This is a genomic window from Burkholderia sp. EMB26 (assembly GCF_024730645.1).
In the GTDB taxonomy this organism is placed as follows: domain Bacteria; phylum Pseudomonadota; class Gammaproteobacteria; order Burkholderiales; family Burkholderiaceae; genus Burkholderia; species Burkholderia cenocepacia.
In genome coordinates, this window is the sequence record NZ_CP078072.1 from 76,950 (window position 1) to 99,229 (window position 22,280).

Sequence of the window (22,280 nt, forward strand, 5' to 3'; positions counted from 1 at the left end):
CTGCCTTGACGGTTCCGAGATCTCGCAGAGATAATAGATCGACTGATCAGTCTAATAAATATTTGAGCCATCGTCGAGCACGGAGTTCCCGTTGAGAAAGATCGATCCTGAAAGAGTGGAAGCGAAGCGGCGCCAGATCCTGGATGCCGCGATCGACTGTTTTGCGCGCGACGGCTTCCATGCGACGTCCACGGCCGCGATCTGCAAGGCGGCCGGGATGAGCCCGGGCAACCTGTTTCACTATTTCCCGACCAAGGCGGCGATCATCGAGGCGATCGCGCAGGACGACCAGCGCGAGATGGCCGAGCTGTTCGCGAAGCATGCGGACGCCGACGATGCGCTGGCCGCGATCGAGGAGATCGCACTGACGTTGATGGAACTGTCGAGCGATCCCGTCTATGCGCGCATCTGCGTCGAGACCGCGGCGGAGGCGACGCGCAATCCCGACGTCGCCGCGTTGTTCGCGGCGAACGAGGCGCAGGTGAAGGGGCGCATGGTCGCGCTGATCAAGCGGGGTGTCGCGCAAGGGAGGATCGACGGGAGCCTGAAGCCGGATCTCGTCGCGACCTGGCTACTCGCGCTGGCGGAAGGGGCGGTCGGGCGCGTCGTGTTCGAGCCGGGATTCAAGCCGCGCGCGCATCGCGCGATGCTGCGGACGATCATTCGGCGGATGTTGAAGCCGCAGTGAGCGGAAGGGCGCGGCCCGGGCCCGATTTGCGCGGGACACGGCCCACCGGCAGCCATCGACACGCATTCCGCCGGGGCCGTAAAAAAGTCCTTGACTATCTATCTATGAGTAGATAAAGTTCAACCCATGGAAACGAAACCGACCGTCCGCGAACAGATTCTCGACCACGCGATCACGCTGATGATGCAGCGGGGTTACAACGGCTTCAGCTATCGAGACCTGTCCGACCTGGTGGGCGTGAAGACGTCGAGCATCCACTACTACTTCCCGTCGAAGGACGATCTCGTGCTGGAAGCGGTGGCGGCTTATAGCGACGAAGTCCTCGCGGCCATGCGGGCGATCGATCCGGCGTTGCCGGCCGACGTGAAGCTGAGCCTGTACACGAAGATGTTCGGCCGCACGCTCGGCGACGGCCACCTGATCTGCCTGTGCGGGATGCTCGCGGCCGACATCGAGACGTTGCCGGACAACGTGCGGCAGGCCGTGCAGGCGTTCTTCAGCGCCAACGAGCGCTGGCTCGCGGAATTGCTGGCGCAAGGCGCGAAGGAAGGCACGCTGCAGTTCAGCGGCGAGCCCGACACGGCGGCGCGCACGTTGTACGCGGCGTTCCAGGGCAGCGTGCTGGCCAGCCGGCTGTTTCACACGCGGGCGCGTCTCGAGGATGTCGAGGCCGTCTGGAAAACGCGGTCCTGACGGACGGCGCCAGCAGTCAGGCGGCTCGCCGCCTTTTATTGGATCTCGTTATCTATCATGTAGTAGATAGATGACTGACGCAGGTGGATCGACCATCTGCATTTTTTTGGGGATATTTGTCTATCTATGGGTAGATAAATAACGCGATGTCGGCGAGAACCCGCCGGCACGCGGTCCCCGGTTCGAAGGCTGTTTCATTCATTTGCTGAAAAAGGAGTCTGTCATGTCGATCGAAAAAGTGCTGTACCGCGCCCATGCAAAAGCCACCGGCGGCCGTGACGGCCGTGCGACGGTGCCCGAAAGCGGTCTGGACCTGAAGCTGACCACGCCGCGCGAACTCGGCGGCGCGGGCGGGGCGGGCGCGAACCCCGAGCAACTGTTCGCCGCCGGCTATAGCGCGTGCTTCATCGGCGCGATGAAGTTCGTTGCGGCGCGCGACAAGATCGCGATCCCCGCGGACGCGGCGATCGAGGGCAGCGTCGGCATCGGCGCGATCCCGAACGGGTTCGGCATCGAAGTCGAACTGAAGATCTCGCTGCCCGGCCTCGATCGCGATATCGCGCAAACGCTGATCGACCGCGCGCACGTCGTCTGCCCGTACTCGAACGCGACGCGCGGCAACATCGACGTCACGCTCACGCTCGTCTGATCGATCGCAGTACCAAACATTCATCGCCATTCGAAGCATCAACCAAGGAGTTGCACCATGAAGATCGTCAAACCGCTGCTGATCGCCGCCGCCGTTGCAGCCGCGTTGTCCACCGCACCTGCCGCGTTCGCCGCGGGCGCCGACGCCGTCCGTCCCGATACGAAGACGAGCGCGTTCCTCGCCGCGCTGAACGGCCAGAAGGGCCCGGGTCTCGAAACGCTGAGCCCCGCGAAGGCGCGCCAGGTGCTGGTCGACGCGCAAAACGGCGTGAAGGTCGATCTGTCCGGCATCGACGTGTCGAACCGCACGATCGAGCAGGACGGCCTGTCGGTGCCGGTCACGATCGTGCGCCCGCAAGGCGTGACGGGTACGCCGCCGGTATTCGTGTTCATCCACGGCGGCGGCTGGGTGCTCGGCGATTTCCCGACGCACGAGCGGCTCGTGCGCGATCTCGTCGTGCAGTCGGGCGCCGTCGCGGTGTTCGTGAACTACACGCCGTCGCCGGAAGCGCGTTACCCGGTCGCGATCAACCAGGCGTATGCGGCGACCAAGTGGGTGGCCGCGCACGGCGCGGAGATCGGCGTCGACGGCAGCCGCCTCGCGGTGGTCGGCAACAGCGTCGGCGGGAACATGTCGGCTGTCGTCGCGCTGATGGCGAAGGACAAGGGCGGTCCCGCGATCCGCTTCCAGGGGCTGATGTGGCCGGTCACGGACCACGACTTCAACACCGGTTCGTACAACGCGTATCAGCAGGGCCACTTCCTGACGCGGCCGATGATGAAGTGGTTCTGGGACGCCTATACGAAGAACGAAGCGCAACGCAACGAGATCTATGCGTCGCCGCTGCGCGCGAGCATCGCGCAGTTGAAGGGCTTGCCGCCCGCGCTGATCCAGGTCGCGCAGTTCGACGTGCTGCGTGACGAAGGCGAAGCGTACGGCCGCAAGCTCGACGCGGCCGGCGTGGAGGCGACGACCACGCGCTACGACGGCACGATCCACGATTTCGGCTTGCTGAACGCGCTGGCCGACGATGCGCCGACGAAGGCCGCGACGAAGGCGATGGCCAACGAAATCGCGACGCGGTTGAAGTAACGCGACCGGTGGTCGTTCGAACCTGAACGGCGGGACGGCGGGCATCTGCCCGCCGTTTTTCTGTATGTGGGCGTTTCATCCCTGCCCGCAGCGTGTCGCGCGCAACGGTGGAATGGCGATCGGGAAATCGGGCGACAGCGAAGGCCCGCGCCGCCGTCATTGTTGGTACGATCGCGCGTATCGTTCACGCCGGCGTCGCACGCCGCCGGCTCATCGGCCGCACGGTCGCGCGGCCACGTTCGGGAGAAGCGGTTCATGTTGCAGGCGTTCGCGGTCTTGCTGATCTTCCAGTGTCTCGGGGAAGGCGCGTCCTATCTGTTCGGCCTGCCGGTGCCGGGCCCGGTGATCGGCATGCTGTTGCTGTTCGGCTTCGTGATGCTGCGCCCGCAGGTGGCCGATGCGATCGAGCCGACCGCGCTCGAGCTGCTGCGTCACCTGTCGCTGCTGTTCGTGCCGGCCGGCGTCGGCATCATGGTGTCGGCCGACCGCGTGCGCGGCGACGCGGTCGCGGTCGTCGTCGCGCTGGCCGTCAGCACCACGCTCGCGATCGCGGTGACGGCGCTCGTCACGCGCGCGCTGCTGCGGCGCCAGCGCCGCGCGGGCGACACCGCGGAGGGCGCGCAATGACGGCCTTCCCGAAGCTCGGCGCGATCTGGGTCTATCTCGCCGCGAGCCCGTTGCTTGGCCTGACGATCACGCTGGTCGCGTATCTGTTCGCACAGGCCGTCTATGCGCGGGCACGTTTCAATCCGCTGGCGAATCCGGTGCTGATCGCGGTCGCGGTGATCGTCGTGCTGCTGACGCTCACGCATACGCCGTATCCGACGTATTTCGAAGGCGCGCAGTTCGTCCACTTCCTGCTCGGCCCGGCGACCGTCGCGCTCGCGCTGCCGCTGTACCGCCAGTGGTCGAAGCTGCGGCGTACCGCGCTGCCGCTGCTCGTCGGCCTGCTCGCGGGCTCGCTGACCGCGATCGTGTCGGCGGTCGGCATCGCCGCGCTGTTCGGAGCGTCGCACCAGACGATCGCGTCGCTCGCGCCGAAATCGGCGACGACGCCGATCGCGATGGCCGTCGCCGCCGAGATCGGCGGCATTCCGTCGCTCACGGCCGTGCTGGTGATCTCGACCGGGATCTTCGGCGCGGTGTGCGCACGCGGGATTCTCAATCTGCTGCGGATCGACGAGCCGGCCGTGCGCGGTTTCGCACTCGGCGTCGCGTCGCACGGCATCGGCACCGCGCGCGCGTTCCAGGTCAGCGAGGAAGCCGGCGCGTTCGCGGGGCTCGGGATGGGCTTGAACGGCGTGCTGACGGCATTCGTCGTGCCGATCCTGCTGCCGGTGCTGTCGCGCTGGATCTGAGGGCGCCGGCCGGCCGCGGGGTATCGGTTTCCCTGATGGCGCGCACGACAGGCCGAAAGGACGGCGCATACGGCGCGCATGTATCGTAGGCGTTATCAGGAGAATTCAGGAATCCGCGGGGACATTTGCGTAGCGATCGGCTAACGTTGCATCGGCGCCGTTTGTCGCAAGCCGTCGCGTGCGCGCCGGTGTCCGACCCACATTCAACAATCGACAAGGAGATCCGGCCATGAAGCAGTCTCGCGTGGTTTCGGTGGCAGTAGCAGTAGCGGCGTCGTTCGGTCTGTCGTTGACCGCCGCGCCGGCGGCTTATGCGCAGGACCCGGCGTCCGCGCCGGCGCAGAAGCAGCTCGACAAGGCGCAGAAGAAAGCGGCGCGCAAGGCGGCCCGCGCGCGGCATGCGTCGGACCTGAAGGCGATCGGCACCGGCAGCGGTTACCGGCTGACCAACGACCAGAGCAACTATCCGCAGAACGCCGTGCAGCAGGCGCCCGCGACGAAGGCGGCGCCGGCCGTGCCGGCTTCGGGCCAGTAACGGCTGAACGCGTTGCACAGGACGAACGGCGCCGGTCGAACCGGCGCCGTTCGTTCATCTGCGAACTGCAGCGCGACGGAAAGGGGGGGCCGCGAGGCCGCCGCGTTACGACGCGAGCTTGTTCGCGAGTTCCGCCACGTGCTTGCCCTGGTAGCGCGCGATGTCGAGCTCGTTCGCGCTCGGCTGGCGGCTGCCGTCCGCACCGGCGAGCGTGGTCGCGCCGTACGGCGTGCCGCCGGTGATTTCGTTCATGTTGACGAGGCCGCTGCACGCATACGGCACGCCCACGATCACCATCCCGTGATGCAGCAGCGTCGTATGGAACGACGTGATCGTCGTTTCCTGGCCGCCGTGCTGCGTGCCGGTCGACGCGAACACGCTGCCGATCTTGCCGACGAGCGCGCCTTTCATCCACAGGCCGCCGGTCTGGTCGAGGAACGTGCGCATCTGGCCGGCCATGTTGCCGAAGCGGGTCGGCGTGCCGAAGATGATCGCATCGTAGTCGGCGAGTTCGTCCACCGTGGCGACCGGCGCGGCCTGGTCGACCTTCACGCCGATCGCGCGGGCCTGGTCGACGGGGATCGTTTCCGGCACGCGCTTGAGCGTGACCTCGACGCCGGGCACCGATTTCGCGCCCTCCACGATGTGCTGCGCCATCGTTTCGACGTGCCCGTAGGACGAGTAGTAAAGAACGAGAACCTTGGCCATGTTGCGAATCTCCGATTAAAAGGGCCCCGCACTCAGCGGGGCCCGGTTTCCCGAACGGGCGTCACGCCCATTCGGCCGTCACTTCGACCGGACGCAGGTCGAACACCAGCACTTCGGCATCCTTGCCGTCGGCGATCGTCAGCGCCTGTTCGCCGCGGATGCGCGCGCCGTCGCCTTCGCCGAGCGTCACGCCGTTGACCGTCACGCTGCCGCGTGCCACGTGCACGTAAGCAAAACGGCTCGGATCCAGTTCCAGCGTAGTGCTTTCGTCGCCATCGAACAGGCCCGCGTAAATCCGGGTGTCCTGCCGGATCTTCAGCGAACCGGCGTCACCGTTCGGCGATACCACGAGCGCGAGCTTGCCGCGCTTGTCGTCGGCCGCGACATTCGTCTGCTGATAACGCGGCTCGGCACCCTTTTCGGCCGGCCCGACCCAGATCTGCAGGAAGTGGACCGGCGCGTCCGGCGAGTGGTTGAACTCGCTGTGGCGCACGCCCGTGCCCGCGCTCATCAGTTGCACGTCGCCCGGCACGATCACCGAACCGGTGCCCATCGAGTCCTTGTGTTCGAGCGCGCCGTCGAGCACGTACGACAGGATTTCCATGTCGCGGTGCGGGTGCGTGCCGAAGCCGCGGCCCGGGGCGACCCGGTCGTCGTTGATCACGAGCAGGTCGGAGAAGCCGACTTGCTTCGGATCGTAGTAATTCGCGAACGAAAACGTATGACGGGAACTGAGCCAGCCATGCTCCGCACGGCCACGTTGGTTTGCTGCACGGACTTCGATCATGATTTTTTCCTTAAGTCGCCGGACCTCGGAAGTGGGCCCGGCCGTTCGTTGAGATGAATCTTAGGTCAATCGATTTGACAAATAAATCGCCGTGAAGATAATGACTGTCGCTATGGAGTGGACAATATGGAACTCAACGACCTGAGGATCTTCGTCGCGACCGTCGATGCGGGCAGCTTCACGGCGGCGGCCGACCAGCTGATGCTGTCCAAGCAGTTCGTCAGCCGGCGCACGATGGCGCTGGAGGCGTCGCTCGGTGTGCGGCTGCTGCACCGGAATACGCGCAATCTCGCGGTGACCGAATCGGGGCAGGAGTTTTACGTGCGCGCGCAGCGCATCCTCGCGGAGATCGCCGACGCCGAGCAGGCGATGTCGGTACGCAGCACCGAGCTGCATGGTTCGCTGAAGATCAGCGCGCCGCTGTCGTTCGGGATCACGCACGTGTCGCCGCTGATCGCCGAATTCCTGTCCGCGCACCCGGCCGTGCGGCTGAACCTCGATCTGACCGATCGGCGCGTCGACCTGATCGGCGAGGGCTTCGACCTCGTGCTGCGGATCGGCTCGCTCGAGGATTCGACGCTGATCGCGCGTCCGCTGGGTGCATGGCGGATGATCGCGTGCGCGAGCCCCGCGTACCTGAAGCGGCACGGCACGCCGCAGACGCCGGCCGATCTCGCTGGCCACACGTGCGTGCTGTACGGGCGCGAGCGGCGGGTCGGCTGGGAATTCCGCGTCGACGGCGCGGTGCGGACGTTCGACGTGCAGGGGCCGCTCGTCGCGAACAACGGCGAAGTGGTGTGCGATGCGGCGATCGCGGGGCTCGGCATCGCGCTGCTGCCGCACTTCATCGTCGGCGCGGCGCTCGACAGCGGCGCGCTCGTGCCGGTGCTCGACGCCTACGTGCCGCCGCCCATCACGCTCAATGCGGTGTTTCCGCAGCATCGGGAAGGGTTCGTCACGCTGCGCACGTTCATCGGCTTTCTCGCGGAGCGGCTCGCGGAGCCGGCGCCGACGGGGGCGAGCGGGGCAGGCCGGGTACGGTAGCGGGCCGCGTTGCGGTGAATAGGGTGGTTAATCACCGCAAAATATGCGGATATTGTTGAGTCATGCGGTGAATGCGCGGATAATCTCCGCATGATGAGCGGAGATTACACCTTTATCTGGGAATCGGCCGACTGGCCGGCATGGCGCTTCGACCTCGCGGCCCTCGCCACGCCGCTCGCCGACGTCAGCCGTGCGCAAGGCATGCTGGCCGGGCGACTGGCGGATATCGGCCTGGCGCTGCGCGACGAAGCGAGCCTCGCCGCGCTCACGGATGACGTCGTCAAGACCAGCGCGATCGAGGGCGAGAACCTGAATGTCGCCTCGGTCCGGTCGTCGATCGCGCGCCGGCTCGGCGTCGACATCGGCGCGCTGGCGCCGGTCGATCGCCACGTCGAAGGCGTCGTCGACATGGTGCTGGATGCGACGACCCACTCGGCCGCGCCGGTCACCGAGGCGCGGCTGTTCGGATGGCATGCCGCGCTGTTCCCGACCGGCTATTCGGGGCTGTCGCGGATCACGGTCGGCGGCTGGCGCTCGGACGCGAGCGGGCCGATGCAGGTGGTTTCCGGGCCGATCGGCCGGCAGCGCGTGCATTTCGAGGCGCCGCCGGCCGCGCGGTTGACGCACGAGATCGGGCGCTTTCTCGCGTGGCTCAATGCGCCGCCGGCCGAGCCGTTGCTGATCCGGGCCGGGCTCGCCCATCTGTGGTTCGTCACGCTCCACCCGTTCGACGACGGCAATGGTCGTATCGCGCGTGCGCTCGGCGATCTGGTCCTGGCGCGCGCCGATCGCAGTCCGCAGCGTTTCTATAGCCTGTCCGCGCAGATCCAGCGCGAGCGCAATGCGTATTACGACGTGCTGGAGCGTACCCAGCGCGGCTCGCTCGACGTCACCGAGTGGCTCGCGTGGTTTCTGAATACGCTGGGCCGGGCGATCGATCACGCGCACACGACGCTCGACGCGGTGCTGATCAAGGCGCGTTTCTGGCAGCGATACGCCGGCGTCGCGATGAACGAACGCCAGATCAAGGTCATGAATCGCCTGCTCGACGGCTTCGAAGGGAAGCTGACGACCACCAAGTGGGCCGCCCTCGCGAAATGTTCGCAAGACACGGCGCTGCGCGACATCACGGAGCTCGTCGAGCGCGGCATGCTGCGTCGCTCGTCGTCCGGCGGCCGGAGCACGAGCTACGAACGGGTGCCGTTCGACGGCTGACGTCGTCGCGGCGGCTCGCACCGGCCGAGGTGGCCTGCCGTGGCGGTGTGCCGCCGATCGCTCCCGCGCCGCGCCGGCGGCCCGTCGCTGGCCCAAGCGATTGCCCGCGTCTGGCACTATCGCGCGCCTTTTTGTCTTCGAATACTGGGTTCGCCGCCGGATGTCGCGCAGGCGCCGCCTGCCGCGTCCGCGCACCGGCTTTCCGTACGAACCCGCATTCGAGGAGACACGCATGCTCAGGTATCTGATCGGCATCGGTATTCCGTATCTCGGCGTGATGGGCGTGCTGCCGTGGGTGGCCGCGCAGGATCGCTACGTGCTGGGCGTGCCGTTCATCTTCATGTGGATCTTCGCGTGGTTCGTGCTGACGTCCGGCTGCCTGTTCGCATGCTGGATGCTGTTCGACCGCCGCGCGGGCGGCGCAGCGTAGCGCTCGTCGTGTCGCGGTCCGCCGGCCGCTCCCCGTGCTTTCCGTCCTTTCGCAGAGGTGCGCATGTCAACGGTCGTCTTCGCCGCGCTGATCGCGCTGTCGCTCTATCTCGCCGTTCGATCCGGCCGCGGCCGCGGCCAGCAGAGCGTGCATGACTTCTTCGTCGCGTCGCGCCAGTTCGGCACGGCGCTCGTGTTCTTCCTGACCGCCGGCGAGATCTACAGCATCGGCACGATGGTCGGCTTCCCCGGCGGCATCTACGCGAAAGGCCCGACCTACGGCGTGTGGTTCCTCGGCTACATCCTGCTGGCCTACCCGATCGGGTATTTCGTCGGCCCGAAGATCTGGGAGGCCGGCAAGCGCCACAACGCGATCACGCTGCCCGATCTGTTCAAGGGCCACTATCGCAGCCGCGGGCTCGAACTAGTGGTTGCGTGCGCATCGATCCTGTTCCTGATTCCGTGGGGGCAACTGCAGTTCACGGGGCTGGTCGCGGCGCTCAAGGGGCTCGGCTGGCACGTCGAGCCGCTGTACCTGATCCTCGTGTGCGCGGCGCTGGCTTTCACGTACATCGCGATTTCCGGCGTGCGCGCGTCGGCCTATATCGCGATCCTGAAGGACATCCTGATGCTGCTCGCGATCGTCGTGACGGGCATCGCCGTCGCGTGGCAGGTCGGCGGCGTGCATCCGGTGTTCGACGCCGCGAGCCGGCAGGTCAGCAACACGATGAGCGGCTCGCAGCTGCGCTTCTCGATGAGCACGATGCTGTTCCAGTCGCTCGGTTTCTACCTGATGCCGTTCGCCGCGCAGAATTTCTTCACCGCGCGCGGGCCGAACGCGATCCGGCGCACGCAGGTCGTGATGCCGCTGTACATGCTGATGTATCCGTTCCTCGTGATCGCGTCGTACTACGCGATCACCGCGAACCTGACGCTCGCGTCGCCGAACGACGCGTTCTTCGCGGCCGTCACGCACCTGTTGCCCGGCTGGCTGATCGGCCTCGTCGCGGCCGGCGCCGCGCTGTCGGGATTGCTGGTGCTGGCCGGCATCTGCCTCGCGATCGGGCCGATCGTCACGCGCAACCTGATGCCGAACCTGCCCGAGTCGCGCCAGAAGCGCGCGGCGAAATACGTGATCGTCGGTTACCTGCTGCTGTCGATCGCGACCACGCTGCTCACGCCGAACCTGATGCTCACGCTGATCAACACCACGTACTACGGCGTCACGCAGTTCCTGCCGGGCGTGCTGATCCTGCTCGCGCGGCGCCAGGTGCGGCCGGTCGCGGTGGGCGCCGGGATGATCTGCGGCCAGGTGCTCGCGATGGTGTTCTACGTGTTCCATGTCGATTTCGGCGGCATCAACCTCGGGCTCGTGTGCCTCGCCGTCAACGTGCTCGTCGTCGTGGCCGTGCATGCGATGCTGCATGGCCGCCCCGTCAAGCAATACGCCGTATCCTGACGCAAAGGAGAAACGCGCCCCATGCACGCATCCGCAACTTCGGCCGCGCTCGTGACGATCTTCACGGCGCGCCGCATCCTGACGATGAACCCGGCGCAACCGTCGGCCACGCACGTCGCCGTGCGCGACGGTCGCATTCTCGCGGTCGGCGACGCCGCCGACGCGGCTGCATGGCCCACGCGCTTCGGCGCCTGCGCGGCGGACGACACGCTGCGCGACAAGGTGCTGATGCCGGGGCTCGTCGAAGGGCACTGTCATTTGATGGAAGGCGCGATGTGGGACGCCGTGTACGTCGGCTACTACGACCGGCGCGGCCCCGACGGCACGCTGTGGCCGGGCCTGCGCTCGCTCGACGCGGTGCTCGACCGGCTCATGGAAGCCGAACGCGCGATCACCGACGACGGTCCGCTGCTCGCATGGGGTTTCGATCCGATCTTCTTCGGTACCGCGCGGCTGACGGTGCGCGAACTCGATCGCGTGTCGGCGGCACGGCCGATCGCGATCCTGCATGCGAGCGTGCACCTGATGAACGTGAACGGCGCGATGCTCGCGCGTGCGGGCATCGACGAGGATACCGACATCGATGGCGTGTCGCGCGACGCCGACGGTCGCCCGACCGGCGAGCTGCAGGAGTTCGCGGCGATGCTGCCGGTGTATCAGACGATCGGCGGCAAGCTCGCGATTTCCGCGAGCGAGAAGCCGCACGCGGTCTGGAATTTCGGGCGCGTCGCGCAGCTCGCGGGCGTGACGACGGCCACGGATCTCGTCAACGACCTGTCGCCCGACGGCAATCGCACGCTGCACGAGGTGACCGCCGATCCCGACTACCCGGTGCGGATCGTGCCGGCGTTCGCGCCGCAGCGCAATCCGGCGCGCTCCGTCGACAGCGTGCTCGCGGAGATCGAACGCAACACCGACAAGCTGCATGTCGGGCCGGTGAAGTTCATCGTCGACGGCTCGATCCAGGGCTTCACCGCGCGCGTGCGCTGGCCCGGCTACGCGGGCGGGCAACCGAACGGGCTGTGGCTGATCCCGCCCGCGCAGCTCGTCGACGTGTTCGAGCCGTTTCATCGCGCCGGGCTGCAACTGCACGTGCACACCAACGGCGACGAGGCGACCGACGTCGTGCTCGATGCGATGACGACGCTGCTCGCCCGCCATCCGCGCCCCGACCATCGCCATACGCTGCAGCATTGCCAGATGGCGGACGCCGCGCAGCTCAAGCGCGTGCGCGCGCTCGGGATGTGCGTGAACTTCTTCGCGAATCACCTGTACTACTGGGGCGACGCGCACTACAGCCAGACCATCGGCCCCGATCGCGCGAACCGGATGGACGCGGCCGGCTCCGCGCGGCGGCTCGGCATTCCGTTCGCGCTGCACTCGGATGCGCCGATCACGCCGCTGAACCCGCTGTTCACCGCGTGGTGCGCGGTGCAGCGCGAGACGGCGTCCGGGCGCGTGCTCGGCGAAGGCGAACGGCTGTCGGTGGACGACGCGCTGCATGCGATCACGCTCGGCGCGGCTTATACGTTGCGGATGGATCATCTCGTCGGCAGCATCGAGGTCGGCAAATTCGCGGATTTCGCGGTGCTCGACGACGATCCGTCGGTGTGCGCGCCCGCCCGCCTCAAGGAACTCGCGGTGTGGGGCACCGTGCTCGGCGGGCGCGTGTTCCGGTCGCCGCGATGAATGCGCACGCCGATGCAGCCGGGGTGACTGCTCGTACGCCGATCGACCTCGCGGTGATCGGCGGTTATCTCGGCGCGGGCAAGACGACGGTCGTCAACGCGATCCTGCAGGCGCCGCACGGCCGGCGCATCGCGGTGCTCGTCAACGATTTCGGTGCGGTGAACATCGACGCGCGTCTCGTGCGAGCCCGCGGCGACGACGTGATCGAACTCGACAACGGCTGCATCTGCTGCACGATCGGCGGCGCGCTCGTCGATGCGCTGACGCGCGTCGCGACGCGCGACGTGCGGCCCGACCTGCTGCTCGTCGAAGCGAGCGGCGTGGCGGATCCCGCGAAGATCGCACAGATCGGACTGCTGAACGGTGCGTTCCGGCTGACGTCGGTGCTCGTCGTCGCCGACGCGCTCGCGTGGCGCGACACGCTGGCCGACCCGCTGGTCGGCGCGATGGCGCAGCGCCAGCTCGACGGCGCGGGCGCGATCGTCGTGACCAAGCTCGATCTCGTGGCGCCCGAGCGGCGCGATGCGGTGCTCGACGACGTGCGCGCCCATGCGTCGACCGACATCGTCGTTGCGGCACGACATGGCGAGATTCCGCTCGCGTTGCTGTTCGATGGGGCCGTGCCGGATCGTCGCGCGACGACCGACCTCGCGCGTTCGCACCGGGCGATCGGGCATCACGCGATGCCGGCGTTCGCGAGTCTCACCGTCACCGTGCGGGCCGTGCTCGACAAGGCGCGACTGCGCGCATGGCTGAAGGCGTTGCCACGCACGATCCTGCGCGCGAAGGGCATCGTGCGCGTGGCCGATGCAGACGGGGCGATCGCCACGCGCGCGTGTCAGGTCGCCGCGCGGCGCATCCGGTTTGCATCGCTGGAAGACGAAGGCTTGACCGCGCGCGACGGCGACGGCGTGATGGTGTTCATCGGGTTCATCGACCCCGCGACGGAAGCGGCGTTGCGCGACGGCATCGCGCACTGCGGCGTGGCTGACGAAGCGGTTGCGACGGCATCGAACGTCGATTGATCGGCGTCGCGCATTCGGGTTACGCTTCGGCGGGGCGGCCGCATGCGCTGCATGCCGGGCCGGGTGTTTTTACCTCGAATGTCGCGCACCGGTAGCTTCTACGGGCGCGCGACCCAGCGACGATCAAGCCGATGACCATCCACAACCGATCGAATGTGCGCGGGCAAGTCGCGATTCCCGCATGTGAAACGCAGCGTCCGCACTGGCCATCCGTCGCGGCGGCCGCGCTGCTGATGCTGCTGCCGGTCGCCGCGCATGCGGCCGGCTTCGACTGCGCGAAGGCCGCGTCGCCCACCGAGAAGACGATCTGCGCGAACCCCGCGCTGTCGAAGCTCGACGGCGAGCTGTCGACGGCGTGGAAGCGGGCGCTCGCGCAGGGCGGCGATACGGCCGCGCTGAAGCAGGCGCAATTGACGTGGCTCAAGCAGCGCGACCAGTGCGGCGGTGATGCGCCGTGCCTGCGCGACCGTTATCGCGAACGGCTTGCGAGCCTGAACGGCACGCCGCTCGCGGCCGATCGCTGGCAGCAGACGTGGTATCTCGACAGCGACAACCCATCGTTCGGCGGTGTGCTGACGTTCACCGGCACGGCGCCGCGCCTGCATTTCGCGTTGAGCGCCAACAACGGCGCGCACGATGGCGGGCTCGACGGCGACATCGTGCTGCACGGCGACAGCGGCACCTATCGCCGGGACAAGTGCCGGCTCGATTTCGACCGGAAGGGCGGACGCATCCGCGTCACGCAGCAGGGTGCCGATATCGATTGCGGCGCAGGCATGGGCGTCATGTACGCAGGCGACTATGTGACCGCCGCGCAGTCGCAGTCAAAGCCGCCGGCCGACCTGCTGAGCCTCAAGATCGTCGCCGATGCACAGCAGAACGCGACCGCGCACAAGCTGCTCGGCGCCGACTATCAGACGCTCGTCGACGTGGTCAATCTCAGCGCGGACGAAAAGGATCTCGACGGCCTCAACGCACAGGTGACGTCGTACTGGGTGCGCGGCATCGCGACGACGAACGCGGCGATCGTGATGCGCCGCGGCACCGATCTGTGGATCGGGCTGCTGGTGTTCGATGCGAAGAACAACGTCCGGATGCGTTATTACTCGAACGTGCCGGCGTGGAAGAAAACCGTGCCGAAGACGATCAACGCGTGGCACGACCGTCTCGACAAGACACTGCCGATCGACGTGATGCAGTAAGCACGCGCTGCTTCGCTATTTCTTGCGTGCCGCACGCGTGCGGGTCTGCGCCGGCGCCGCCGCGGATGCCCGGATGCGCAACTCGGGCTGGACCGCATGGCCGGGCCCCGTAGCGCCGTTCTCGAGCGCATCGAGCAACGCATGCGCGGCCTGGCGCCCGATCGCGTCGGTGTCGACCCACATCGTCGTCAGCGGCGGCTGGATCTCGCGCGCGAGCGCGATGTCGTCGAATCCGGTGATCGACAACTGCGCGGGCACGTCGATGCCGAGCGCCTGTGCTTCGAGCAACGCGCCGAGCGCGAGCGCGTCGTTGCCGCAGATCGCCGCGGTCGGCCGCGTCGCCGCGTCGCTGCCGACGATCGCACGCAGGCTCGCCCGCCCGAACGCGATCGTGGCCGCGCCTTCGTGCTGATGCACGGGGCGCACCGCGAGCCCATGCGCGGCAAGCGTGTCGTGAATGCCGCGCAGGCGAGCCTGGACGCGGTCGTTGTCCGTCGACGGCTGCATGATGATCGCGAAATCGCGGTGGCCGAGGTCGAGCAGATGGGCGGTGAGCTGCGCGAATGCCGCGCGGTTGTCGAAGCCGATGCAGCAGTGCGGGCTGTCGTCGCGATACGCATACGTGACGACGTACGGTACGCGATGCATCGCCAGGAGTTCGAACAGTTCCGGCGGATACGCTTCGCCGACCAGCGACACGGCCTCCACGCCGCGCGACAGCATCGCGCGCACCTGCGAGAGCGCCTGCGCGGGGTCGTAGTTCGAGCAACCGAGGAACAGCGTGATGCCGTGCTCGGCCATGACCGTCTGCATGCCGGCGACCTGCGATGCGAACACCTGGTCGTCCAGCGTCGGGATGATCGCGCCGGTGATGTGGGTGCGCGTGGACGCCAGCGCGCGGCCGGCCGCATTCGGAATCCAGTTCAGCGCGAGCGCCGCGTCGCGCACGCGCTGTTGCACGTCGGCCGAGACCTTGCCGGGATCGTTGTACACGCGCGAGACGGTCGCGGTCGACACGCCGGCCAGTTTCGCGACGTCGCCGAGTACCGAGCGGCCGCTGCCGCGGCGTGCCCGCGACGCGCCACCGCGGGACGGGGGCGAGCTCATCGGCGGTCTCCCGGCGGCATGGGCCTGCCGGCGCGGTGCGTTGCCAGTCGCGTCATTGTTTACCCTCGATTCATGGTGGTCCCGCTTGCATCTCCATTCGATCCTGTGAGAATGTAAGCGCTATCTTGTTGCTGCTCCACATTATGTCAGACATGGATTTCACCCGCATCGCGGAATTTTCGGAGGCGACGGCCTGTCCGGCCATTTTGTCGGCTGTAAATGTAAGCGGTTACATTCGAGCATGAGCGACACCACGTCACCGCGTATCGCCGTCGTCGGCAGCGTCAACATCGACCTCGTCACGCGCGCGCCGCGCCTGCCGGTGCCGGGCGAAACGCTGCTCGGCACGACGTTCGAGACCGTCCACGGCGGCAAGGGCGCGAACCAGGCGGTCGCGGCCGCGCGCCTCGGTGCATCGGTCACGATGATCGGGTGCGTCGGCGACGACGCGTTCGGTGCGCGCCTGCACGGCGCGCTGGCGGCAGAGCGCATCGACGTGACGCACCTGCACCGGATCGGCGGCACGGCGACCGGGGTCGCGACGATCACGGTCGACGACGACGGCGCGAACAGCATCGTCGTCGTGCCCGGCGCGAATGCATGCGTCGATGCCGACCGGATCGATGCGGCGCGCGACGCGATCGCCGGGGCCGCGCTGCTCGTGTGTCAGCTGGAGGTGCCGGTCGCCACCGTGGCGTGCGCGATTGCCTGTGCAAGCGCGCACCACACGCAGGTGCTGCTGAATCCCGCCCCCGCACGGCCGCTCTTCGATGCGTTGCTGGCGCGGGTCGACTATCTGGTCGTCAACGAAACCGAGGCCGAGTCGCTGACCGGCATCGCGGTCGGCGACGACGCGTCGGCCGCGCGCGCCGCCGAGGCGCTGTGCGCGAAGGGCGTCGGCAACGTGCTCGTCACGCTCGGCGCGCGCGGCGTCTGCTGGCGCGGCAGCGCAGGCAGCGGCCGCCATCCGGCGATCGCGGTGGCGGCCGTCGATACGACCGCGGCCGGCGACACGTTCGTCGGCGGGTTCGCGGCCGCGCGAGCCGGCGGCGCGTCGATGGACGACGCGATCGGCTTCGGCCAGCGTGCGGCCGCGATCAGCGTCACGCGCCACGGCGCGCAGACGTCGATTCCGACGCGCGACGAAGTCGACCGTATGGAGAGCTGAATTCCGCATGCGACGGAACGGCCGAACCCGGCCGAAACCAGTGACATGGAGACAATCGACATGAACGACAACCCACCTGTTCCGCACGCGCCGCCACGGATTCGGCGCGGTCAACGCATCGCGCTCGCGCTGTTGATGGCGAGCGGGATCGTCAACTATCTCGATCGCGGCACGCTGGCCGTCGCGAGTTCGGCGATCCGCGGCGATCTCGGCCTGTCGCTCGCGCAGATGGGGCTGCTGCTGTCGGCCTTCTCGTGGAGCTATGCGCTGTGCCAGTTTCCGGTCGGCGGGCTGGTCGACCGCATCGGCCCGCGCCGGCTGCTCGGCGTCGGGCTGATCGTCTGGTCGTTCGCGCAGGCGGCGGGCGGCATCGTGTCCACCTTCGGCTGGTTCATCGTCGCGCGCATCGTGCTCGGCATCGGCGAGGCGCCGCAATTCCCGTCGGCCGCGCGCGTGGTGAGCAACTGGTTTCCGCTGCGCGCGCGCGGCACGCCGACCGGCATTTTCAATGCCGCGTCGCCGCTCGGTACCGCGCTTGCGCCGCTGCTGCTGTCGGTTCTCGTCGCCTCGTTCGACTGGCGCTGGGCGTTCATCGTGACCGGTGCGCTCGGTCTCGTCGTCGCCGTCGTGTGGTTCGCGCTGTATCGCGACCCGGTGCGCGCGGAACTGTCCGTCGCCGAACGCGGTTATCTCGATGCCGATGCGCAAAGCGTCGTCGCCGCGCCGAAACTGACCTTCGTCGAATGGCGCAGCCTGTTCTCGCACGGCACGACCTGGGGCATGCTGATCGGCTTCTTCGGCTCCGTGTACCTGAACTGGGTCTACCTGACCTGGCTGCCGGGCTACCTGACGATGGAGCGGCACATGAGCCTGGTTCGCACGGGGTTTGCCGCATCGGTGCCGTTCCTGTGCGGGTTCGTCGGTTCGCTGGTCGCGGGCTGGCTGTCGGATTTCGTCACGCGCCGCAGCCGGTCGCCGGTCGCGAGCCGGCGCAATGCGGTCGTCGCCGCGATGCTCGGGATGGTCGCGTTCACGATTCCGGCCGCGCTCGTGCAGAGCAATACGGTTGCGCTCGCATGCATTTCGGTCGTGATCTTTCTCGCCAACGCGGCGTCGGCGTGCTCGTGGGCGCTCGCGACGGCGGCCGCGCCGCCGAGCCGCATCGCGTCGCTCGGCGCGATCCAGAATTTCGGCGGCTTCATCGGCGGCGCGCTGGCACCGATCCTGACCGGCATCATCGCGCAGAGGTGGTCGTTCGTGCCCGCGTTGCTCACCGCGGCCGCGATCGCGTTCACCGGTGCGATGGCGTACCTGCTGCTCGTGCGCAAGCCGATTCCCGAACAGGCCGCGAACGCCGCGCCCGGGCCGTTGCCGGCTTGAGCATGCCGCCTGCATCCGCATTCATTGAAGCAAGGAGAAACAGATGCAACACCCGCAGCAATCGAACGTGACCATCGAAGGGATCGTGCCGGTGATGCTGACGCCGTTCGACGACGCCGGTGCGATCGACTACGCCGGACTCGAGCGGCTCATCGAATGGTATCTGGCGCACGGATCCGACGCATTGTTCGCGGTCGCGCAGTCGAGCGAGATGCAGTTCCTGAGCCTGGCCGAACGCGCGGCACTCGCGCGCTTCGTGGTCGAACGGGTGGGCGGGCGTGTGCCGGTCGTCGCGTCCGGGCACATCAGCGACGATCTCGATGCGCAGGTCGCCGAACTGTGCGCGGCGGCCGAATCGGGCGCGCAGGGCGTCGTGCTCGTGACCAACCGGCTCGATCCGCAACGCAAGGGCAGCGCCGCATTGCTCGACCATCTGCACCGGCTGCTCGCGCGGTTACCGTCGGATCTCCCGCTCGGTCTGTACGAATGTCCGGCGCCGTACCGGCGGCTTCTGTCGGATGACGAACTGCGCGCGTGCATCGACACGGGCCGGTTCGTGATGCTCAAGGACGTGAGCTGCGATCTCGCGACGGTGAAGCGTCGCGTCGCGCTCGCCGCAGGATCGCCGCTGAAGATCCTGAACGCGAACGCCGCGATTGCCTGGGACGCGATGAAGGCCGGGTCGGCCGGTTTCAACGGCGTGTTCACCAACTTCCATCCCGATCTCTACCAGTGGCTGCGCACGCGGGGCGAGTCGAATCCGGCGCTGGCCGACGAACTGTCGGCGTTCCTGGTCGTCTCGGCGGTATCGGAGGCGCTGGGCTACCCGGCGCTCGCGAAGCTCTATCACCAGCGGATCGGTACGTTCGGGTCGATCAAATGCCGTGCGATCGACTACGACGTGCGCGAACGCTTCTGGGCGCTCGACGCGGTGCTCGACAAGATCGTGGCCGGCACCGAACATTTCCGCCGGCGGATTGCCGCGTCATAACGGAGGGCGCGTGCCGCGCCAGCCGCGCGGCGCGTGATCGCATCGCGTGCCGTGCATGCGGCGGCACGCTCGGTGCCTGCAAGCACGAGCCGCTTTGCGCGATGCGCCGCAATCGCGGCGCACTCGTTGCGATCCCCTTCCGTCGATGGCGGCAACGCCTGCCGCCGCGCCCCTCCCGCCGTCAGTCACGACATCACGAACTCGAACCGTCCGCGGTCCGCGAGCGCGCTGTCGACGTTCGTCTCGTCCATCCGCCACGCCGCGCATTTGCCGTGTCCGACGAACTGTCGACATGTCTTGCGCGAGGCGACGAAAGCGCACAAATCTGCGCAATTCCGCGGCCGTGCGTTGTAACGGTTCGTCATACCATGCTCCGGAGTGATTTTTGCCGATGAACCGCTGAAGCCGCATTCGCCCATGCAACACGTGACGACGACAAGCCAGCCGCCGATCCTGGCGGCGCCGGTTGATCCCATGCTGCACGCCGTGATCGATGAAGTCGTCCACCGGAGCGTGTCGGAAGCGACGACGCGTAGCGGCTACATGCGCTGCGCCGACTATGCGATCGTCGGCGCGCGGGTGCTGACGCTGTTGACCGGCCAGTCTTATCGGCCGTTCGCCGGCGGTGAAGTGATGGATTTCGGCGGCGGCAACCTGTACGCGCTGTGCACGACGCGCGAGCGGCGCCGCACCGCGCGGCATCTGTCGCAACTCGCGCGGTATCACTGCTGGATCGAGGCGCGCCACGACGGCGTGAGCGGCCGCACGCGCAAGGAGATCGTCGACTTCACGCTGCGCCATGACGAGACCGTCGCGCAACAGCTGGGCATGCCGTTCGCCCGTGCCTACCAGGCCTATTTCTGGGGCTGGGAGGATGAGCACGCGGTACCTGCCGAGTTGCGCGACCATCCGGTATTCGCGAAGCAGGGCCCGGTGTGGCGCTGGGCCGAGCGCGAATGCACGTCGCTGCTGCGTGCGTACGAGCACGAACGGCCCGGCTATTTCGGGCGTCAGGTGTCGCGCGCGATCGATTGGTTCGCCGATCGCGTCGAAGGTCTCGGCTGACGCGCGCCTGCGTCGAGGACGACTGCGGGCCGGCTGCCGGCCGCGGTGACGTCGATCCGGCGGGCGCTGGCGCGCCGCCGGGCATGGGCGACGTCTGCGGGGCCGCGTACCGCGACCCGGCCGTTCACCTCTTGGACAGCGTACCGTTACTGTTCGCACCACCAAACAAACGCGTCAGGTATTGCGAGTTGGTATTCATCCGGGTCATCAGCGTATTGAGCGCGGTGAACTGGGCCTGATACTGCTTGGTCAATTGCGCGGCATAGTCGGACAGATCCGACTGCTGCTGCGCGACACGTTTCAGATCGGCGTTCAGCGCGGTCGTGCGCACGTCGATCATTCCGTTCTTCTTCGTGAACTGCGTGATCTGGTCGGCCAGGCGCGTGCCGATCCCGTTCTCCGGATTGAACAGGCGCGCGACGCCCGACGGATTGGCGGATAGCGCGCTATCGAGCTTTGCGCTGTCGACGTTCAGCGTGCCGTCCCGCTCGAGCTTGATGCCGATCGACAACAGGTTCACGTGTCCGTTGCCCTTTTCGGTGGCGCCGCCGCCGTCGACGCCGCGCGCGACGATCGACGCCAGCGCGTTGCGGATCGTGTTCAGCGTCGAATCGCCGATCAGCGCGCCTTGCGAGCTCGCGCCGGCCGTGTAGCTCGACAGTGCGCCCATCGTCTTGACGACCGTGTTGTACAGGCTCACGAAATTCGTGATCGTGGCGGCCTGCGATTTCGTGTCGGTGCTGACCGTCAGCGTCTGCGTATCGGTCGCGCTGACCGCGGCCGCCGACAGGTTCAGCGTGATGCCGGTCAGCACGCCCGACACCGTGTTGCTCGCGCTGGTCGATGCGATCCCGTTGAGCGTGAATTTCGCATCCTGCGCGACCGCGCTCTGCCGCCAGGCGGCCACGCCGTTTGCCGAATCGATCTTCGACGCGCCACCCGACGGATCGGCCGTCGACGTGACGCCGAGGTTCGACAGGCCGCTGTCGTTGGCAACGTTGGCCACGGCGACGCTGATCGCGTTCGCCGAGCCCGTCTTCGACGACGCGAGCACGAGGTGCGCGCCGTCCGTGCCGTTGATGACCGTCGCGCTGATTCCCGGGTTGCCCGACGCGCCGTTGATCGCCGCCGCGATGCCCGCCAGCGTGTTGTTGGTGCTGCCGACCTCGACCTTGAACGACTGGCTGCCGAGCGACAGCATCAGCGTGCCGGTGCCGAGCGCCTTGCTGCCGTTGAAGCCCGCGGACGACAGCGCCTGCGCGGTCGCGATCTGCGTGACGCCGACCGTGTAGGTGCCGGCCACCGCGCCCGCGCCCGCCGTCGCGGTCAACCCCTTGCCGCTCGCGACGGCATTGAACGTCGACTGCAGTGCGCCGTTCTTCAGCGACGTCAGGCCCGCCTCGAGCGCGCCGAGCGCCGACGACAACGCGCCGAACGCGGAAATCCGCGTGTTGCCGCTCGCTTGCGAAGCGGCCAGCGTCGCGACCCGGCCAGCCGTTTTCGCGTTCACCAGCGTCTTGACGAGCGCGCCGACGTCCATCGCCGGATTGCCGGTCGAGCCGTTGATGATCGATTGCGCCGCCTGTTGCATCAGGCTGTTCGCGTTCGCGCTGCTGTTGACGGGCGTGTTCGTTGGCATGGGTGGGCTCCGGGTTGAAAGGCGATCCAGTCGCGAACGGCGGTCCAGCCGGCCGGCGGCGATCCGGGCGGGTGCGTGGCGATCCGCGTGCATGCCGCTTCTCGCGCGCCGCGGATGGCTGGGGTGTCGGGAAAACGTAAGAATGAATCGGTGCGCTATCGTATTCTTAAATCGGTATTGGTTGGTAATTTTTTGTAATGATTCTTGCGGAAAGTGTGGCTGGGGGAAAGGTTGGTGCGGGTTCGGCGAAAACGAGCGGCGTTTCAGTCCAAGTGCATGATTATGTTTGTATTTATCAAGGAATTTCGCCGGATTTTAAAACCTGCCGGAAACATGAATGTTCGATGACATGTTTTT

The 22,280-nt window shown here is 67.4% G+C and carries 23 protein-coding genes; 18 read left to right on the forward strand and 5 right to left on the reverse strand.

Going from position 1 to position 22,280, the window contains the following annotated elements:
* Positions 1 to 91: 91 nt before the first annotated feature.
* From KU887_RS30695 to KU887_RS30725, 7 genes are all read left to right on the forward strand, one after another.
* Positions 92 to 688, forward strand: a complete 597-nt coding sequence (locus tag KU887_RS30695; RefSeq protein WP_006490952.1) for a TetR/AcrR family transcriptional regulator — start codon at positions 92 to 94, stop codon at positions 686 to 688.
* Between the two features lie 126 nt (positions 689 to 814).
* Positions 815 to 1,381, forward strand: coding sequence for a TetR/AcrR family transcriptional regulator (locus KU887_RS30700; RefSeq protein ID WP_006490955.1), 567 nt, complete (start codon positions 815 to 817; stop codon positions 1,379 to 1,381).
* Between the two features lie 223 nt (positions 1,382 to 1,604).
* The gene (locus tag KU887_RS30705; RefSeq protein WP_006481042.1) at positions 1,605 to 2,030 is read left to right on the forward strand and encodes an organic hydroperoxide resistance protein; all 426 of its coding nucleotides are present in this window, start codon (positions 1,605 to 1,607) and stop codon (positions 2,028 to 2,030) included.
* A 57-nt stretch (positions 2,031 to 2,087) separates the two neighbouring features.
* On the forward strand, positions 2,088 to 3,122 hold the full coding sequence (locus KU887_RS30710) for an alpha/beta hydrolase (protein WP_006490920.1): 1,035 nt from the start codon (positions 2,088 to 2,090) through the stop codon (positions 3,120 to 3,122).
* A gap of 255 nt (positions 3,123 to 3,377) precedes the next feature.
* Positions 3,378 to 3,749: a CidA/LrgA family protein gene (locus KU887_RS30715; RefSeq protein WP_006497900.1), complete on the forward strand. Its 372-nt coding sequence runs from the start codon at positions 3,378 to 3,380 to the stop codon at positions 3,747 to 3,749.
* Positions 3,746 to 4,480: an LrgB family protein gene (locus KU887_RS30720; RefSeq protein ID WP_006490940.1), complete on the forward strand. Its 735-nt coding sequence runs from the start codon at positions 3,746 to 3,748 to the stop codon at positions 4,478 to 4,480. Before KU887_RS30715 ends, KU887_RS30720 begins: the two co-directional genes overlap by 4 nt.
* A 229-nt stretch (positions 4,481 to 4,709) precedes the next feature.
* Positions 4,710 to 5,015, forward strand: a complete 306-nt coding sequence (locus tag KU887_RS30725) for a hypothetical protein (RefSeq protein ID WP_048988500.1) — start codon at positions 4,710 to 4,712, stop codon at positions 5,013 to 5,015.
* Between the two features lie 105 nt (positions 5,016 to 5,120).
* Here KU887_RS30725 and wrbA read toward each other — a convergent pair whose 3' ends face one another.
* Together wrbA and KU887_RS30735 are read right to left on the reverse strand one after the other, a co-directional pair.
* Positions 5,121 to 5,723, reverse strand: coding sequence for an NAD(P)H:quinone oxidoreductase (gene wrbA, locus KU887_RS30730; RefSeq protein WP_006490964.1), 603 nt, complete (start codon positions 5,721 to 5,723; stop codon positions 5,121 to 5,123).
* Positions 5,724 to 5,784: 61 nt separating this feature from the next.
* Positions 5,785 to 6,510, reverse strand: coding sequence for a pirin family protein (locus tag KU887_RS30735; RefSeq protein ID WP_062911534.1), 726 nt, complete (start codon positions 6,508 to 6,510; stop codon positions 5,785 to 5,787).
* A gap of 126 nt (positions 6,511 to 6,636) precedes the next feature.
* Between KU887_RS30735 and KU887_RS30740 the strand changes: the two genes are divergently transcribed.
* From KU887_RS30740 to KU887_RS30770, 7 genes are all read left to right on the forward strand, one after another.
* The gene (locus KU887_RS30740; RefSeq protein WP_062911533.1) at positions 6,637 to 7,554 is read left to right on the forward strand and encodes a LysR family transcriptional regulator; all 918 of its coding nucleotides are present in this window, start codon (positions 6,637 to 6,639) and stop codon (positions 7,552 to 7,554) included.
* A gap of 90 nt (positions 7,555 to 7,644) precedes the next feature.
* On the forward strand, positions 7,645 to 8,769 hold the full coding sequence (locus KU887_RS30745) for a Fic family protein (protein WP_012493668.1): 1,125 nt from the start codon (positions 7,645 to 7,647) through the stop codon (positions 8,767 to 8,769).
* A gap of 232 nt (positions 8,770 to 9,001) precedes the next feature.
* Complete coding sequence (locus KU887_RS30750) at positions 9,002 to 9,199, forward strand: DUF3311 domain-containing protein (protein WP_006490947.1); 198 nt, start codon at positions 9,002 to 9,004, stop codon at positions 9,197 to 9,199.
* Between the two features lie 63 nt (positions 9,200 to 9,262).
* Positions 9,263 to 10,657: a sodium:solute symporter gene (locus KU887_RS30755; RefSeq protein ID WP_058903814.1), complete on the forward strand. Its 1,395-nt coding sequence runs from the start codon at positions 9,263 to 9,265 to the stop codon at positions 10,655 to 10,657.
* A gap of 21 nt (positions 10,658 to 10,678) precedes the next feature.
* On the forward strand, positions 10,679 to 12,346 hold the full coding sequence (locus tag KU887_RS30760; RefSeq protein WP_058903815.1) for an amidohydrolase: 1,668 nt from the start codon (positions 10,679 to 10,681) through the stop codon (positions 12,344 to 12,346).
* Positions 12,343 to 13,371 carry a GTP-binding protein gene (locus KU887_RS30765; protein WP_080331732.1) on the forward strand — a complete coding sequence of 343 codons (1,029 nt, stop codon included), beginning with the start codon at positions 12,343 to 12,345 and terminating at the stop codon, positions 13,369 to 13,371. The genes KU887_RS30760 and KU887_RS30765 overlap by 4 nt, the downstream gene beginning before the upstream one ends.
* A gap of 131 nt (positions 13,372 to 13,502) precedes the next feature.
* Positions 13,503 to 14,573 (forward strand): lysozyme inhibitor LprI family protein, encoded by a 1,071-nt coding sequence (locus KU887_RS30770; protein WP_080322368.1) that lies wholly within the window; start codon positions 13,503 to 13,505, stop codon positions 14,571 to 14,573.
* A 15-nt stretch (positions 14,574 to 14,588) separates the two neighbouring features.
* On the opposite strand, the gene KU887_RS30775 is transcribed toward KU887_RS30770, so the two are convergent.
* A complete protein-coding gene (locus KU887_RS30775; protein ID WP_077056916.1) occupies positions 14,589 to 15,680 on the reverse strand; it encodes a LacI family DNA-binding transcriptional regulator in 1,092 nt (363 codons plus the stop codon).
* Between the two features lie 241 nt (positions 15,681 to 15,921).
* On the opposite strand from KU887_RS30775, the gene rbsK reads away from it, so the two are divergent.
* From rbsK to KU887_RS30790, 3 genes are read left to right on the forward strand one after another with little or no spacing between them, the layout of a single operon-like run.
* On the forward strand, positions 15,922 to 16,848 hold the full coding sequence (gene rbsK / locus KU887_RS30780) for a ribokinase (RefSeq protein WP_048988509.1): 927 nt from the start codon (positions 15,922 to 15,924) through the stop codon (positions 16,846 to 16,848).
* 60 nt (positions 16,849 to 16,908) lie between these two features.
* Positions 16,909 to 18,228: an MFS transporter gene (locus tag KU887_RS30785; protein WP_077057125.1), complete on the forward strand. Its 1,320-nt coding sequence runs from the start codon at positions 16,909 to 16,911 to the stop codon at positions 18,226 to 18,228.
* Between the two features lie 43 nt (positions 18,229 to 18,271).
* The gene (locus KU887_RS30790; protein ID WP_196432704.1) at positions 18,272 to 19,219 is read left to right on the forward strand and encodes a dihydrodipicolinate synthase family protein; all 948 of its coding nucleotides are present in this window, start codon (positions 18,272 to 18,274) and stop codon (positions 19,217 to 19,219) included.
* 185 nt (positions 19,220 to 19,404) lie between these two features.
* Here the strand turns inward: KU887_RS30790 and KU887_RS30795 are convergent, their stop codons facing one another.
* Positions 19,405 to 19,695: a hypothetical protein gene (locus tag KU887_RS30795; RefSeq protein ID WP_226245005.1), complete on the reverse strand. Its 291-nt coding sequence runs from the start codon at positions 19,693 to 19,695 to the stop codon at positions 19,405 to 19,407.
* Between KU887_RS30795 and KU887_RS30800 the strand changes: the two genes are divergently transcribed.
* On the forward strand, positions 19,637 to 20,284 hold the full coding sequence (locus KU887_RS30800; protein ID WP_034204093.1) for a hypothetical protein: 648 nt from the start codon (positions 19,637 to 19,639) through the stop codon (positions 20,282 to 20,284). The two genes, KU887_RS30795 and KU887_RS30800, sit on opposite strands and share 59 nt — an antisense overlap.
* A gap of 124 nt (positions 20,285 to 20,408) precedes the next feature.
* Here KU887_RS30800 and fliD read toward each other — a convergent pair whose 3' ends face one another.
* Positions 20,409 to 21,923: a flagellar filament capping protein FliD gene (gene fliD / locus KU887_RS30805; RefSeq protein ID WP_034203903.1), complete on the reverse strand. Its 1,515-nt coding sequence runs from the start codon at positions 21,921 to 21,923 to the stop codon at positions 20,409 to 20,411.
* Positions 21,924 to 22,280: the final 357 nt, after the last annotated feature.